The 15,494-nt window shown below is 45.4% G+C and carries 15 protein-coding genes; all 15 read left to right on the forward strand.

Annotated features, from left to right (window positions below; all coding sequences use genetic code 11):
• The first annotated feature begins 29 nt into the window (after nt 1–29).
• The 15 genes from C558_RS30540 (at nt 30) to C558_RS0106630 (ending at nt 15,493) form a co-directional block, all read left to right on the forward strand.
• Nucleotides 30–383, forward strand: a complete 354-nt coding sequence (locus C558_RS30540; RefSeq protein WP_018755451.1) for a DUF6220 domain-containing protein — start codon at nt 30–32, stop codon at nt 381–383.
• 37 nt (nt 384–420) lie between these two features.
• On the forward strand, nt 421–1,185 hold the full coding sequence (locus C558_RS0106560) for an SDR family NAD(P)-dependent oxidoreductase (protein ID WP_018755452.1): 765 nt from the start codon (nt 421–423) through the stop codon (nt 1,183–1,185).
• Between the two features lie 54 nt (nt 1,186–1,239).
• Nucleotides 1,240–2,079, forward strand: a complete 840-nt coding sequence (locus C558_RS0106565; RefSeq protein ID WP_018755453.1) for an SGNH/GDSL hydrolase family protein — start codon at nt 1,240–1,242, stop codon at nt 2,077–2,079.
• Nucleotides 2,076–2,708: an NAD(P)-dependent oxidoreductase gene (locus C558_RS0106570; protein WP_018755454.1), complete on the forward strand. Its 633-nt coding sequence runs from the start codon at nt 2,076–2,078 to the stop codon at nt 2,706–2,708. The genes C558_RS0106565 and C558_RS0106570 overlap by 4 nt, the downstream gene beginning before the upstream one ends.
• Before the next feature lie 14 nt (nt 2,709–2,722).
• Nucleotides 2,723–3,373 carry a DUF2306 domain-containing protein gene (locus C558_RS0106575; RefSeq protein ID WP_018755455.1) on the forward strand — a complete coding sequence of 217 codons (651 nt, stop codon included), beginning with the start codon at nt 2,723–2,725 and terminating at the stop codon, nt 3,371–3,373.
• A gap of 228 nt (nt 3,374–3,601) precedes the next feature.
• The gene (locus C558_RS30545) at nt 3,602–4,186 is read left to right on the forward strand and encodes a helix-turn-helix domain-containing protein (RefSeq protein WP_018755456.1); all 585 of its coding nucleotides are present in this window, start codon (nt 3,602–3,604) and stop codon (nt 4,184–4,186) included.
• A 49-nt stretch (nt 4,187–4,235) separates the two neighbouring features.
• A complete protein-coding gene (locus tag C558_RS0106585; protein ID WP_018755457.1) occupies nt 4,236–4,973 on the forward strand; it encodes a hypothetical protein in 738 nt (245 codons plus the stop codon).
• Between the two features lie 12 nt (nt 4,974–4,985).
• Nucleotides 4,986–6,671 carry a vWA domain-containing protein gene (locus tag C558_RS0106590; protein WP_018755458.1) on the forward strand — a complete coding sequence of 562 codons (1,686 nt, stop codon included), beginning with the start codon at nt 4,986–4,988 and terminating at the stop codon, nt 6,669–6,671.
• A 26-nt stretch (nt 6,672–6,697) separates the two neighbouring features.
• Entirely contained in the window at nt 6,698–7,837 is a 1,140-nt protein-coding gene (locus C558_RS0106595; RefSeq protein ID WP_018755459.1) for a toxic anion resistance protein, read from the forward strand.
• Between the two features lie 1,062 nt (nt 7,838–8,899).
• Nucleotides 8,900–9,580 carry a response regulator transcription factor gene (locus C558_RS0106605; protein ID WP_018755461.1) on the forward strand — a complete coding sequence of 227 codons (681 nt, stop codon included), beginning with the start codon at nt 8,900–8,902 and terminating at the stop codon, nt 9,578–9,580.
• A gap of 11 nt (nt 9,581–9,591) precedes the next feature.
• Nucleotides 9,592–11,079, forward strand: a complete 1,488-nt coding sequence (locus C558_RS30550) for a HAMP domain-containing sensor histidine kinase (protein ID WP_169445312.1) — start codon at nt 9,592–9,594, stop codon at nt 11,077–11,079.
• The gene (locus C558_RS0106615) at nt 11,057–11,956 is read left to right on the forward strand and encodes a carbohydrate ABC transporter permease (protein ID WP_018755463.1); all 900 of its coding nucleotides are present in this window, start codon (nt 11,057–11,059) and stop codon (nt 11,954–11,956) included. The genes C558_RS30550 and C558_RS0106615 overlap by 23 nt, the downstream gene beginning before the upstream one ends.
• A 39-nt stretch (nt 11,957–11,995) precedes the next feature.
• The gene (locus tag C558_RS0106620; protein WP_018755464.1) at nt 11,996–12,931 is read left to right on the forward strand and encodes a carbohydrate ABC transporter permease; all 936 of its coding nucleotides are present in this window, start codon (nt 11,996–11,998) and stop codon (nt 12,929–12,931) included.
• A gap of 16 nt (nt 12,932–12,947) precedes the next feature.
• Nucleotides 12,948–14,126: an efflux RND transporter periplasmic adaptor subunit gene (locus C558_RS0106625; protein WP_018755465.1), complete on the forward strand. Its 1,179-nt coding sequence runs from the start codon at nt 12,948–12,950 to the stop codon at nt 14,124–14,126.
• Nucleotides 14,127–14,131: 5 nt separating this feature from the next.
• A complete protein-coding gene (locus C558_RS0106630) occupies nt 14,132–15,493 on the forward strand; it encodes an ABC transporter permease (RefSeq protein ID WP_018755466.1) in 1,362 nt (453 codons plus the stop codon).
• The last annotated feature ends 1 nt before the right edge of the window (nt 15,494 follow it).

The following is a 15,494-nucleotide window of genomic DNA, read 5'->3' on the forward strand; positions in this document are numbered from 1 at the left end:
CACGAAAATCTGAGGGGGGAGGGGTTATCATGCAAGTCGGGAGCACCATTTACAAAATATTAGCTTGGTTATTTTTAGCTTGTATTGTGGCGCAAGTATTCATTGCCGGGATGGCGACTTTCTCAGATGCCGCAAATTGGTCGGTGCACAAATCGTTTGTGAAGATGTTCGCTTTGGTTCCATTCATCATGTTCCTGCTAACGTTCGTAAGTGACATAAAGGGTCTTAAGCGATGGATCAGTTTGGGTTTATTTGTGCTCGTCGTGGTGCAGTTTCTAACGATTCAAGTATTCTCATCCGTCGATGTGATTGCAGCGCTTCACCCGGTCATCGCATTGCTAATGTTCTGGGGCTCAGTCAGAACGGTAAGAAGAGCATCGTAAGGAAAATAGCGAGTCCATTTTACAGGGAGGGTTAAAGATGAATATACATTTAGACGGACAACTGGTACTTGTAACGGGAGGAAGTGGAGGCATCGGAAGCGCAATCGCAGAGCGACTCGCGTCCAGCGGAGCGATTGTCGCTGTCCATTACTTCCGGAATAAGGAGGGGGCAGATGAGACGGTTCGTATGATCCGCGAGACTGGTGGAAAGGCTGAGGCCTTTCATGCCGATCTTACCGCGATTGATCAGATTAACAACTTGGTGATTCAGGTTCAAACTGCATTCGGAGCGCCTATTGACATTCTGGTTAATAATGCTGGTCAGATGAGCCGCCGGACACCGTTGATTGAATTGACGGAGGACGATTACAACGAGATGCTCAATGTCAACTTCAAGTCTTGCGTGTTCTTATCCAAGACAGTACTTCCTGCGATGATAGCAAAAGGAAGAGGGAATATCGTGAATATCGCTTCGCTTGCAGCTGTGAGTGGTGGAGGTCCGGGTGTCGCGCTGTATGCGGCTGCGAAAGGCGCAATGCTCACCTTTACGAAAAACATCGCAAAAGAATACGCAAGTAAAGGCATTCGCGTAAACGCCATTTCTCCCGGCGTGATTGCCAATACTTCGAACGATCGGTTCAAAACGGAGGAGATTCGCAAGTTCATTATTGACGGTATCCCGCTCGGGCGGGAAGGGCTGCCAGAAGACGTGGCGAACGGCGTGCTCTTCCTGACTTCAGGCCAGTCCTCTTTCGTAACTGGAGAGACGCTTGAGATCAACGGCGGCATGTACATGCGATAATCCGTTAATTCAAACGAATAAAAGAGATTCATATAAAAAGGAGAATCGTGAGCGATGGAAACTTCATTAAACCCGCAATGGGCCAAACTGATTCAAATGCAGCATCCTGATAAGCTGCTGAGCTTTGCGCGTCATCTCGACGACAAATTGTTAGCTGCCATTTACGGTATGGATTTGGCATCGTACCAGGCCGTCAAAGATCAATTGGTTCAACAGGCAAGAGATGCAGCGGAGCAACTGCTGGAACTCCCTGATTTTGCCGATCGGATCGATCGATTACCATTCAAAGCAGGTGAAACCGTTATCGGCGTTGGCGAGAGTACGACAGATGATCTGCTATCATGGTTTGAAATTCTTAGGCACCTGCTTGAACTGCAAAGACCACAGGACGAGATACAACTGATCAATGAAGGGATATCAGGCAACACCTCAACCCAAGTGCTCGGTCGGTTCAGCGGCATTGCCCAGAAGCAGCCGAATTGGATCCTTTGTATGATCGGGGGCAATGATGTGTTGCGCGTTGGGCCTGAGTCAACCAAAACGCAAGTCAGCTTAGAAGAAACTACCAAAAACTTAGTTGAGATTCGGCGGATTGCTGCAGCGCGTACCAATTCTCAATGGGTATGGATTACGCCGCCGACTTTCGATGAAGAGAGAATGGACGCGTTCCCATATTTTAAGATGGGGCAATTAAGCTGGCGTAACAAAGACATCCTATCGGTCGGCGACATGATACGTAATATGCCTGATGCTGTCGTAGATACGCAAGCAGGATTCGGGCAACCGGCGCTGCCGAAATTCATTGGATGGGATGGACTCCACCCTACGATTGAAGGACATCAAGCCATCGTGCGCTGGCTTGTTGAAGAACTTACCGGTGGAACAGCGGGATGAAAATCGTCGTATTCGGAGCTACAGGCGGCACCGGGCGTCAAATTGTCATGCAGGCACTTGAGTTCGGTCACGAAGTGACCGCAATCGTTCGCAACCCAGAAGCGGTTGACATTCGCCATGAACAGTTGGTAGTCGTTCGGGGAGATGTTCTGAACCTATCTTCGTTCAGTCCATGGATCATCGGCAAAGATGCGGTTCTATCGGCGCTTGGCGTAAATCATCGCAAGCCTACGACCGTATACTCCGAAGGAACAGGGAATATCGTCAAGGCGATGGAGGGAGCAGGCGTACGTCGGTTGATCGGCTTATCCTCGGCGGGATTGGTGGTTCCACCCGATACTCCTTTGCTGCAAAGGCTAGTGATCCAGCTTGTAATTCAGCCTATGTACAAATACGCTTATGAAGATATGACTCGAATGGAGGCTATATTACGGAAATCATCGCTGGACTGGACCGTCATTCGTCCTCCCCGGTTAACGGATGGATCGAAAACAGGAACGTACCGGACGGCTCTTAATAAGCCACTACTTAAGGCACAAGGGATTTCACGCGCGGACTTGGCTGACTACATGATGAAATCGATTCCGAATTCGTCGTCATTTCACGCCGTTGTTGAAATATCAAATTAGTCAAGGAGGAGCATATGTCGAACGTCTCTAAAAACAAGATCGGGTGGATGATTATCGTTGTGCTTACGTTGGGTGCCGCCGGTTTTGCCATAGCTCCTTATGTCTTATTTGATCCTGTGCAAAGTCGAGTATCGCTTAACCCTTCGTTTAATCTTCATTACCCGTTCCTGCTCGTCCATATTTTCGCATCGCTGTTTGCTCTTATTGTAGGGTGGCTGCAATTTCTTCCCGGCCTGCGAGCCAGACGACCCCACGTCCACCGGATCGTCGGACGAAGTTATTTGGCATTCGTAGCCATTGGCAGCATAACCGGTTTGATTGTGGGGATGTATACATCAAGTTATATCCGGCAAATGGCTTTTTTGAGCTTGGTGGCGTTATGGCTATTTACCGGGTGGCAAGGATATCGGTCAGCCCGTCATAGAAAATTCGAGGCCCACAGTGTATGGATGACCCGCAATTATGCCATGACCCTTGTCGCCGCAAGTGCACGCATCGTTACGCCGGTGTGCATATTGATCTACCTCGCAGGACATAGGGGTGTGCCGTTCCAAGGCGTTGAACCTATACTGAATCAAGTGCTTGAAGTCAATATCTGGGTTGGATTGGTCATCAATATCGTCATTACGGAATGGGTGATCGTAAACCGTTTCAAGAAACGTTAGGACATGATTAACGATCTACAATCTGTGAGGATTCTATGACTTTATATGACAGCCTCTCGTCCTTAATTGGATGGGGGGCTTATATGCGTTTGTTTCTCCTTCTTTCTTAGGTTTTCGGTGTTTTTACAATGGGACATGGTGAGGAATATTTTGGTTGTCACGATTTCGTGACTATGGTAAAATTTTCATGTTCTATTACCATTACTTGGAACGATCATGGAGGAGTTTATGGGGCATCTGTTGTGTTATCAAGTCATTTTGTCGAATGGAGAAAGACTGTGGCCCGCATCCATTTTTCCTACCCAGGAGGAGAATGCAGCGTTAATAGATTTGCTGACAGTTCGTCAATGTGTAGAACGTGATGGAGAAGTTAGTATTTCTGTTATTGCTTACGATCCGCAAGGGGAAAGGTTGCAAGGCCATACACGGGTATATGCGCAAAATGAGCTCTCGATCATTCAAGGTCCTATTCCGTCCTACCCCCCGAATGGCATCAGCGTCAATGAAGTGTTCGGCTTATCGGAAGCGGCCCGGTTGTGGGGGATTGAAGGCGGGGGTGCGACCATTCGCAAAGCGCTAGAGCGAGGGGAATTTAGCCCGAGCGAGATTCGTAAATCAGATGGCATATTACTTGTGACTTTTTCTGGCATGCAACGTAGATACAATGCAGTGATGAAAAACCAATGGATGGAAATACATACGTACTTCGTTCAGGAAGGTGCTATTCTCGAAGAACCTGTGTATCATCAGGGATCCAGTATGGAATCTTTATCGACCATCGCAAGGCGCCATCGTAAGGCAACGGAAGTCTAGCATATTTGAAGTTAACCCATCCTGAAGAAAGGCAGAGGAGGATTGAATATTGTCGAGTACAAATATCATTAAACTCATTGGTCTTATGGTTAGCGTAGCTGCTGTGAACATCCTCGTGCTCTCACCAGGATTTTTAGGTGTTCAGATTGGAGCAAGCGCCCTATCCACAGCAACGGGAGTCACCTTATTGTTTGCCAGCGCAGGTGCTCTTATCTATGGCATTTATCATTTATTGTTCAAGAAACCTGTTATTATCCCTGTTAAGGAAATCAAAACGCACGAAGAATATGTCGATAATTTATCTCGATATCGCCATGTCAAAGGAATAGAAAGCGATATGAACCTAGCCTTAGAGCAAATGGAGCGGCTGCAGAAGCGGAAGAGTACCTTGCTCCAGGTTCTGAAGCAGCGATTTGAAGAGACGGAGTTGAGCTTTAAGAAGTTCGCAGCCGTATCCCAAGCCGCCCAGAATCTATTCTATCTGAACATCAGGAATATATTGAACATCCTTAACGTCTTTGATGAATCGGAATATAATCGTATGATTCAACGCAAGTCATCCAGTTTCTCCACTGAACTTCTCCAGAAAAAAGCGAACGTGTATAACGATTACCTCACATCCATGAAGAGCTCCATTGCGAATAACGAAGAAATTCTAGTAAAGCTCGATCAACTCCTCTTAGAAATTTCCAGCCTAGATCAAATTGAGCCCGGTGAAATTGAACAACTGTCCTGCATGCAGGAATTGGACGCATTAATCAAGCAGACCAAATACTATAAATCGTGAGAGGTGCAGCGAATGACTGGAAAGAGTAAGTTTCTATTATCTGTCTTTATTTTGGTAGTTGTATTTATCCTTGTCTATCTTGGGGTGAACTTTACCTCGAACTTGGGCAAAACGAAATCTCAGGTTACTACGGAAGACGCAAGCAAGCAGCTCAACAAGCTCTACAACAACATATCTGTGACGACCGATACCCCGGTAAAAGGTCAAATCGATATCAATCCTGCGGATATTGGGGAGACGCTGCCGGATATTTCGAAGTTTCCGGTTACAGTGAACAATACGACCAATAATTTCGTTGAAATATTCTCTTCGACGGAAAAGTCAGGAACAGGGATGGATAGTTGGCTAGCGGATGTTGCAACAGAATTCAATCAGGCGAATATCCAAGTGAACGGGAAGCCCGTCTCCGTCAAAATTCGTAATATTGCGTCTGGTACAGCTGCCGATTATATTAAATCCGGCAAATATATTCCTGATGCTTATACCCCTTCGAATGAGTTATGGGGCGAAATGGTCAAGGCGAGTGGGGTTAAGACGCAGCTTATAACCAAGCGGCTTGTTGGCAACGTTCCTGGGATTGTGATTACGAAAGCCAAGAATGATGCGCTTGTCGCTTCTTATGGATCTGTGAATGTTAAGACCGTGACGGAAGCGATCGCGAATAATGAATTCGCAATGGGCTATACGGATCCTTTTGCAAGCTCAACAGGGCTGAACTTCCTGATCACAGCCCTTAATACGTTTGACAGCTCGAATATTCTAAGTGAAAAAGCGATCCAAGGCTTCGAGAAATTCCAAGCGAATGTGCCTTTTCTAGCCTCGACCACGATTCAAATGCGCGATGCAGCGAAGTCCGGAATGTTAGATGGGTTCGTGCTCGAATATCAGTCTTACCTGAACACAGCTGATTTGAAGAGCGGGTACGTATTTACCCCCTTTGGGATGAGACATGACAGTCCGTTATACGCGCTTGGCGATCTCCCGAAGGACAAAATTGATCTTATTAAGAAATTTGCTGAATTTGTGACGCAAGACAAATATCAGAAGATGGCGCAAGACAAAGGATTCAATCAATTAAATGATTATAAATCCGAAATTGCAGTCGTGGAGGGTGGACTTCTCTCCTCCGCACAGAAGGTATGGAAAGAGAAGAAAAACGGAAGTAAACCGATTGCCGCTGTGTTCGTAACGGATGTCTCGGGCAGCATGGCCGGAGAACCGATTAATCGATTAAAGGAATCGTTACTCAAAGGACAAAAGTATCTAGGAAAAGACAATAGCATCGGGCTTGTCTCTTATTCTAATGATGTCACGATTAATCTGCCAATTAAGAAGTATGACACGACACAGCAGTCGATGTTCGTTGGAGCGGTAGAGAGTCTACAAGCAGATGGCGGTACGGCTACATTCGACGGCATTATCGTTGCGTTAAAAATGCTCCAGGATGAGAAAGCCGTAAATCCATCGATTAAGCCGATGATCTTCGTGCTGAGTGATGGGGAGACCAATCGCGGGAATTCCCTCAAAGATATCAAGGATCTGATTGCAACCTACAAAGTGCCGATCTACACCATTGGCTACAATGCCGATATTCAAGCGCTGCAGAGCATATCGAGCATTAATGAAGCAGCGAGTATTAATGCCGATACCGATGATGTTGTCTATAAAATTGCAAACCTGTTTAACGTTCAAATGTAACTTTTTATAATCAAAGGAGGATTCCTATGTCATTTTCGATGGAAGTCGTAAACCCGGAAGAAATTCAAGCAGCGATCGAGCAAGAGGTTAAACCCGTTCCCGAGGAAGTCGCGAAGCTACAAGCATTGGCTGATTCCAATGTTGCCTCCATTATGTCGTTAGATCTGGATTCACTGGAGAAGCGAAAAGAGATCTTGCAATCGATCGATACGTTCGGGATGAATACGATGCGAACCTCTTCGAATAAAAACAATCTGCTTCAGGTATCGGTAGGTAACTTGTCCAAAACGGGAGACGACGGCGGTCAAGTCGCCAAAGGATTAACCGAGCTGCATATGCAACTAAAAGATCTCGACCCCAGCGTCATTGATTTTACGAAAACGGGATTTCTCGGTAAGCTATTCAATCCGTTACGCGCATATTTTCTGAAGTATGAAAAAGCCGATGCGATGATCGCCGATATTGTCGTCTCGTTAGATAAAGGTAAAACGACCTTGAAGAATGACAATACGACGCTTGAAATTGAGCAGCAGGCGCTGCGCGATCTGACGAAGAAGCTTCAGAAGGAAATCGAGCTCGGTACATTAATGGATGCATCGATTGAAGCACAGATCGAAGCGGCCAAGGCACGGAATGAAGACCCGGATAAAATTCGCTTCATCACCGAAGAAGTGCTGTTCCCACTTCGTCAACGGGTCATGGATATGCAGCAAATGATGGTCGTCAATCAGCAGGGGATAATGGCAATTGAAGTGGTCACCCGCAACAACAAAGAATTGATTCGCGGTGTCGACAGAGCCAAGAACGTGACCATCTCGGCCTTGAAAATTTCTGTAACGGTTGCGAGCGCACTCTACAATCAGAAGATCGTCTTGAAGAAGATTGAGCTTCTCAACCAAACGACCAATGAACTGATTGCCGGCACATCGAGGATGCTCAAAGATCAAGGGGCTCAAATCCATAAACAAGCGCTCGAAGCCAATATCAATGTGGAGACGTTGAAACAAGCATTTACGGATGTGTTATCGGCGCTAGATTCCATCAGCACCTACAAACAGGAAGCACTGCCGAAGATGCGAGAGACGATCAGCCAGTTCCGGGAACTAGCAGACACCGGGGAACAGCAGATTCAGCGCTTGGAGAAGGGGCATAAGTTGGGGTTATAAAGATTTATGAATGAACAGGAGGCTTCTGCTGAATGAATCGGCGGGAGCCTTTTTTTCGCATATATGTTGCTTAGCACCCGTAAAATTCTCCATTTCATCGTACGTGGAAATTGCGATAAGAAAAATGGTGGGCTAAAATGTTTTTAGCTAAGATGGGGACGGTGAGATGGCTTGGTTGAGATAGAAAAGAACTTTAAACATAATGAATATGTATCGCTCGAAGGAATGTGTTTCAAACTTCGAGAAATTGAGCATATCAGTAACCAAGCAAATGATTGGGAATTAAGACTGCAGTTTATCGAATCCCACATGATTCTTGTAGCGGCAAGCGGTCAAGGTTGGCTAACGATGCTTCGAAGATAGAACTTCTAATAAAGGAGCACGGCGTCTCATTCTACCTATAAGGTAGTCCACACATTGAGTCATCATCGGCAGCAAGTTAAATCAGGAATGGGACATCCAATCGAAAGGGATAGCGAGTTGACGAGCGGATATCCCCCTAGGCTCCACCATAAAACAACCGCGTAACGCTTGGGTTCCCAAGCGTTTTTTTGTTTTTTATGGAGGAAGAGAAGTATGAATATAGTACATAATGTGATTAATTTTATGGTCTCTTTGTGGACATCAGGTAAAACATGGCTATACATATCCAGAGTGGTTCGGATATCGGCATGACCAAGATCTCTGTGACAATTTTTGGGTTTGTGTTCTGGCTTAACATGAGTGTTGCAACGGTATGCCTAATCTCATGAAAACGAATCTTTGTTACATTTGGCTTTTACCAGTAAAATACACGAAGTAAGTTCCATGTATTTGAGTTCAAACATAGACAAGTCTGAAACCAATCAAATACTGTTTTTGCGCAAGAGCACAATGACGCCCCTTATTATTACTCATTATGCAGTATAATTGTAACTTCTTCGAATCTTTTTAACTTATTAATTGAAGTATTAAATGTTATTTGGATTGGCAATTGTTTTCACACAATTTCACATAATTTTTTAATAATTTTGCGATAATCATTTGTTAGACTAGGCACAGTGAGATGAAGGAGATCATGCGATGTACACAATTTACCTTGTTGAGGATGATATGAACTTGAATCAGATTCTTGCTTATTACTTGAAGCAGGAAGGCTGGCAGGTTAGCAGTTTTAAGGATGGTGAAGAAGCGCGGCGAATGATTCAGCAAAAGCCGGATATGTGGATTCTGGACATTATGCTCCCTGGAATGGACGGCTATCAGTTGCTGAAAGAAATTAAAAAGGACAATAACGGCACGCCAATCATTTTTATTTCCGCCAGAGATGCTGATCTGGATAGAATTGTTGGTCTGGAGCTTGGGAGCGATGACTATTTGTCTAAACCATTCCTGCCTCGTGAATTAGTCATCCGTACCCGTAAGCTGTTGGATCGTGTCTATGGCCATCTCGTAAAGGAAATCGCACCGATTCATAGCATAGAGATCGCACCCTATGTCATCGAAGGTCAAGCTCGAATTGTGAAGTGCGGGTTGGATGGGACAATTGATCTAACATCAAAGGAATTTGATTTGTTAATGTATTTTGTCCTTCATATCGGACAACTGATACAGCGCGAGCAGGTTTTGAAGCAGGTTTGGGGAGATGACTACTACGGCACAGACCGTGTTGTCGATGATCTAATCCGGCGTTTGCGCAAAAAAATGCCGGAACTGCGGCTTGAAACCGTATACGGCTCAGGCTATAGGCTGGTGAAGACATGAAGCATTGGCCGATGGCAGTAAAAATCTGGACTGTATTTGCAGCAGTTATACTCTGTCTATTTTTAGCCGTATCGCTGTTGATGCCTTCTATGCTCAGAAGTTTTTTTACCGGGCAGATCTATGGGATGATTAAAGATTCGCAAAAGCTATTCGCTGGATTTACGGTAAGCGAGGAAGATGGTAGCCTAGCCATCACGATCTCAGCCGATGGGAACGAGAAGAAATCTTTTCTGACGGTATCTATTGCTAAAAGGCCTAAGTTAGAAGTGGGCACTAACTCGGATATAAGTGCTCCGGCGACGCCATCACTTGGTAGAACAACTATCGTACACAGAGGAGCAGATATTAATCATTTGTTTTTCTATAAGGATAAGTTAATTCCTGTGGTAGGCGGCATAGAATTGCCTGATTCTTTTATCCAGAAGCTCAAGCTGGAGATGGCATCGCAGAAGAATCCATCGGAGACTTATGAAGGGGAAATTAGCGGACAAAAAATATTATATATCATCCAAAAGTCGGAAGATCGTCAATCAGGCTCCCTAATCTCGTATACATGGAACAATTATCGGGAGGAACAAATCGGAACGTTATTCCGAAATCTCAGTCTGCTGCTGATCGCTTTAATGCTGGTAAGCTGGCTTCCATGCATGTGGCTCGCTCGTTATTTGTCCAAGCCGTTTTCTGTTATGGAAAAGCAGATAAACCGCATTGCGGAACATGATTGGCATGAGCCATTCGATATGGAACGGAAGGATGAAATCGGAAGACTAGCAACAGCTTTTGAGACGATGCGTCAGCGGCTCGTTCAACAGGATCAAGCACAGCAATCTTATTTGCAAAATACTTCCCATGAATTAAAAACGCCGGTGATGGTTATCCACAGCTATGCTCAATCGATTAAGGACGGTTTTTATCCTAAGGGATCTATTGAAAATAGTATTGAAACGATTATCTCAGAAGCAGAGCGCCTGGATAAGCAGATTCACAGCTTGCTGAGCTTGAACAGGCTGCAATACATCAGGTCCACATCCCGTCAATCAACGATGAAACCAATGGATATAAAGGAAGTGCTGGTGGATGTTGTAGAACGGCTTCGTTATCGGCGTCCGGAACTCAAATGGTCTGTTGAAATGCCCGTTTGGTTTATGAATGGAAACGAAGAACAGTGGAAGGTGGTCTTCGAAAATATTATCGACAACCAAATCCGTTATGCTTCCAGCGAAATTTTGATTTCAGCGCAGAGGAGTACGACATCCCGGGCATTAACGTTAGAAATATACAATGACGGTCCGCCTATGGAGGAGTCACTGCTTCAGGACGTGTTCGACCCTTTTAAAATGGGACCTCATGGTAGATTCGGGCTTGGCCTGGCGATAGTTAAGCAAATTTTAAATAACATTGGAGCGCAGATCGAGATTATTCATAAAAATAACGGGGTTGCATTCAGGCTGACGCTGCCAGAGGAGGATGCTGCTGATGTTCTTGGGAAAGATCGGTAATCTTAGACGCTGGGTTGTAAGAATGATCCGATCGGATGGGACACATGCCGCCATATTTCTGATCCCGAGCTTGGTGGGAGTAACTATTTTTTTCTTCCTGCCGTTTGGAATCGGGTTTTATTACTCGCTGGTGGATACACCGATTGACGGGAAGTTCGTAGGGATTCGGAATTATGTTGATCTTCTTGGAAACAATTCTTTTCGCAGAGCGATATGGAACACGTTTTTGTTCACCGTCCTGTGCGTGCCCATGAATATGCTGCTATCACTCCTTCTCGCTTCGTTGTTAAATGGGCGGGTGTTCGGCCAACGATGGTTTCGAATTGCGTTTTTATCGCCGCTTGTTATTCCGGTAGCATCCATTGTATTGATTTGGCAAATTTTTTTCGATTTGAATGGAATTCTGAACAATTGGATGAATGCATGGGGCGTGGCATCTAAGGATTGGATGGAGGGTGGTTCAGCGCTTTACATCGCGATCATGATCTATGTATGGAAAAATGTCGGCTATAACATGCTTTTGTTTCTCGCAGGGCTGCAAAACATTCCAATCGATCATTATGAAGCTGCGCGTATTGACGGCGCGGGAAGATGGAGGCAATGGCGATCCATTACGCTTGTCTATTTGACGCCCACGACTTTTTTCGTCTTTATCATGTCGATTATCAATTCGTTTAAGGTGTTTCGAGAAACGTATATGCTCGCTGGCCCTTACCCGCATCCTAGCTTGTATATGCTTCAGCATTTTATGAACAACATGTTTCAACAGCTGGATTATCAGAAGATGACATCGGCTGCTTTTATGATGGCGACCGTAATCGTAATGTTAGTTATGATCCTCTTTATGGTGGAACGGCGCTTTAGTCGTTGGCTCTAGTCGCATGACAACTAGATTCGTGGAAGGAGTGATAGATGGATGGATATCATAAGGCGTTTGCGAGAACGGAAAGCAAGTATTGGAAGTACGATCTACAAAAGCTTGCTAACGCTGTTGCTACTGATGCTTGTTGTCGTTATCGTTTTCCCTATCGTCATTACGGTCACCCATTCATTCATGTCTCCAAGCGAATTAAAAATAGAGCTTGCGCCGATTTTGGGGGCACAATCCGATGAGGAAAACGCAGACTCTCTCGTGAAAATGCTGTCTGAAGGTGAATATGTTCGCTTGCACTGGGTTCCCTTTCAAGTAACTCTGAATGCGTACTATGACATATTGCTAAGGCAGCCGCAATTTTTGTTTCTTTTTTGGAACTCCATGAAGATGACTATACCGATTGTTGCCGGGCAGCTTATTGTCTCCCTATTAGCTGGATATGCGTTCTCTCAGCTAAGGTTTCGCCTGAGAGAGCCTTTGTTCTTCGCTTATATCGTTGTGATGCTGATGCCTTTTCAGGTGACGCTTGTACCGAACTATATTATGGCGAATTGGATGGGACTGATAAACAGCGAATGGTCGATTATTTTGCCCGGCATATTTAGTGCCTTTGGCGTGTTCCTGATGCGGCAGTTTATGCAAGCTGTTCCTTACAGCTATGTGGAAGCCGCTCGTATGGATGGGGCAGGTCACTTCACGATCATGTTAACCATCGTACTTCCGATGTGTCGATCCGGCATGGCGGCGCTAGCGGTACTGGCATTTATCGATAATTGGAACATGGTGGAGCAGCCTCTTATTTTTTTAAAGGATGCTATGAAGCAGCCGTTATCTGTTTATCTCAGCTATATCAATGAAGCGGATATTGGCATTGCCTTTACGGCATCGGTCTTGTATATGCTTCCGGCGATTCTCCTTATGTTGTATGCGGAGAAAGAGCTTGTTGAAGGCGTCCAACTGTCAGGAATAAAAGGATAGAAAGGAGATCATAACGATGGCAGCAGCTACTGCAGAAGAAACTGTCACTTCAGGCAAGTCAACGAGGAAAACAACAGGTCGGCTAATCATTGCTTTTATTCTGATGATGCTGGTGCTCACGTTGATGTCCAACACACTGCTTCAATATTCTTTGCCGAGGATTACCGCTAAAATGCCGACTTTTGGCGGCTTGAATTTTAAGGTGAATGGATCGGGAGCTGTTGAATCGGCAGAAACGGTCAAAATAAATTCCGCACAATCGTCAGGGCCGGTAAAAGAAGTCAAGGTAGCGGTCGGAGACCAAGTCAAAAAAGGACAAGTGTTGATTGAGTTCGATACGAAGGGTGCTGAGGAAGCGATCGCGAATGAACAGCTCAGCTACGACCAGCAGCAGATTAATCTGGAAAAGCTGCAAACCAGCTACAAGGAAGCGAATCAAAGCGGTGACGAAAAGCTACTAAACAGCATCGCCCTTGATATCGAAAGCGCCAAATTGACGCTTAATGCACAGAAGCGCAAAATAAATGATTTGCAGAAACAAATCGAACAAAACTCAAAGCTCACTTCGACCGTGAACGGAACGGTTGAAGAAGTTCTGGCGACGGTTGGGATGACTATTCCTCCCGGTACAGCGGCTTTTACCGTGACAGAGAAGTCAATCGGAGGATTTGTCTTCAAAGCTGATGTGTCCGAAGAACAAGCAAAATATCTTAAGGTTGGTCAATCAATCGATATTACCTTCCCAGGCTTGGACGATGCCATAGTTCAAGGGAAAATAAGCGCCATTGAAACCAAAAAGCAAGAAGAGTCTGACAAGTCGCGGCCTCCAAGCAGGCAGAAGGAGATTCGCGTTGCTCTGAATGACAAACGACTTCAAGGAGGTGAGTATGGGGATTTTGAATGGAAGAAGGAAACTGATGCGGATGTCGATATGATGGGACTTCTCATTCCTAATGATGCTATAAGGAAAAGCGAGGAGGATGGTACGTTTGTATATTACATCGGTGAAAGGGAAGGTTCACTTGGCAAGGAATACTTCATTCGCAAAACAAAGGTGGTTGTAAAGGATTCTGACGATCTGAATTCTCAGATCAAAGATGGCCTCAATGGAAGCGAGCGAATCGTCATATCTAGCAACAAACAGCTCAAAGAAGGCCAAAGAGTATTGTTTGCAGGTGGAGAGGGAGAGGAGTGAGAACGATGCGCTGGGGAACATTTCTAGCGGCTATCGGCATCTTGCTGATGTGCTTCAGCAGCGGGTTCTCCGAAGCGGCAATCATGACATGGAAGCAATCTGGCGGTTCGGTTGGTTCCAATAGAATTATCATGCAGGTGAACTCCGTGCAAGGCAACGATGGAGCTCCAGGGTTTACGAATGGTGAGGCGAACAAGCTTATTGAAGCTTGGCAACGAAAGGCTTCCTATAAAATGCAGGCGGATGTATTCGTGCAAGCAGGGAAGCGTTCAGAAGCGGTTCAAGTTGCGGGAATCGGCGGGAAATATACTGATTTTACAACGTTATGGCTATCGGAAGGCAGCATGATGACGGAGAGATCCATGTCGGAGGATTCCAATGTTGTTGTACTAAGCGAAGACTTGGCAGAACGACTCTTTGGCTCTACTGACGTCATTGGTATGGAAATCACAATACGGAATAAAAAACTCCGAATTATAGGTGTTTATCAGAAGGATAATCATTTACTGGAATGGATGACAAGTGGCACCAAGCCGGAAGTGTTACTACCAGCAGGGGTTTTGAGCGATGTATTGCCAGATTTGCGAGTGGGAACTATCGAGCTTGAAGCATCCGATGCCATCGTGAGCGGTGAGCGTGATGTGCAAGTGGTGCTGCAGGCAAACCAATTGCCGCTTAACAGTTATACGATTCAAATGGGGGAGCACAAAATGCGCTTGATGCAACAATTGCCGCGTTTACTTCCATCCTTGGCGGGTTTCTTGGTTATTGGGCTAACCTTGCTTCTGATGCGTAAGCTGCTCCTACACGTATTTCGACGTTTACGTTCAGCCTTGCAAACGGGTTATGCTAGTGATGCTCTGAGACAAGAACGCCGATTTATATGGACGCGGGTCACAGCTTGTTTGAGCCTTGCAGGGATGGTGGTTATGCTATGGCAGTACACCCGTTATTCCTTCTATATTCCTTCTGAAATGATACCAGAGCGATGGATCGATTTAAATTTCTTTAAAACGAAGTTGTTCGAATTTTGGAGCGAAAAGCCTGTACTCGCTGAGCAAGCTTTTCAATTTCAGCTAATGGAGTCAAGACTTCGTTCATTTGTACCTATACTTACTGTGATCGGTCTTCTTCTTGGATTGCCGTTGTTTCTTATGGGCATTCGCGAATGGCGACTGGTCGGTCTTTCGCAGCAAGGTCAAATCACTCGACTTTTTTATTGCATGGCCGCCTGTTACGCCTTTACGGCATTTACCTTAATACTTGCTGGAATGCCGCAGGTGATTCAGCCCGGACTATGGATTACCGTATTCGGATTTTGTATCATCGCCGCTATTTATAATCAACCCAAACGAAAGGATGTTTGAA

The organism is Paenibacillus terrigena DSM 21567, from assembly GCF_000374845.1.
GTDB lineage: Bacteria > Bacillota > Bacilli > Paenibacillales > Paenibacillaceae > Paenibacillus_K > Paenibacillus_K terrigena.

Coding starts and splice junctions, on each gene's coding strand:
- C558_RS30540 (WP_018755451.1), top strand. CDS start 30: ATGCAAGTCGGGAGCACCATTTACAAAATATTAGCTTGGTTATTTTTA.
- C558_RS0106560 (WP_018755452.1), top strand. CDS start 421: ATGAATATACATTTAGACGGACAACTGGTACTTGTAACGGGAGGAAGT.
- C558_RS0106565 (WP_018755453.1), top strand. CDS start 1,240: ATGGAAACTTCATTAAACCCGCAATGGGCCAAACTGATTCAAATGCAG.
- C558_RS0106570 (WP_018755454.1), top strand. CDS start 2,076: ATGAAAATCGTCGTATTCGGAGCTACAGGCGGCACCGGGCGTCAAATT.
- C558_RS0106575 (WP_018755455.1), top strand. CDS start 2,723: ATGTCGAACGTCTCTAAAAACAAGATCGGGTGGATGATTATCGTTGTG.
- C558_RS30545 (WP_018755456.1), top strand. CDS start 3,602: ATGGGGCATCTGTTGTGTTATCAAGTCATTTTGTCGAATGGAGAAAGA.
- C558_RS0106590 (WP_018755458.1), top strand. CDS start 4,986: ATGACTGGAAAGAGTAAGTTTCTATTATCTGTCTTTATTTTGGTAGTT.
- C558_RS0106595 (WP_018755459.1), top strand. CDS start 6,698: ATGTCATTTTCGATGGAAGTCGTAAACCCGGAAGAAATTCAAGCAGCG.
- C558_RS0106605 (WP_018755461.1), top strand. CDS start 8,900: ATGTACACAATTTACCTTGTTGAGGATGATATGAACTTGAATCAGATT.
- C558_RS30550 (WP_169445312.1), top strand. CDS start 9,592: ATGGCAGTAAAAATCTGGACTGTATTTGCAGCAGTTATACTCTGTCTA.
- C558_RS0106615 (WP_018755463.1), top strand. CDS start 11,057: ATGTTCTTGGGAAAGATCGGTAATCTTAGACGCTGGGTTGTAAGAATG.
- C558_RS0106620 (WP_018755464.1), top strand. CDS start 11,996: ATGGATATCATAAGGCGTTTGCGAGAACGGAAAGCAAGTATTGGAAGT.
- C558_RS0106625 (WP_018755465.1), top strand. CDS start 12,948: ATGGCAGCAGCTACTGCAGAAGAAACTGTCACTTCAGGCAAGTCAACG.
- C558_RS0106630 (WP_018755466.1), top strand. CDS start 14,132: ATGCGCTGGGGAACATTTCTAGCGGCTATCGGCATCTTGCTGATGTGC.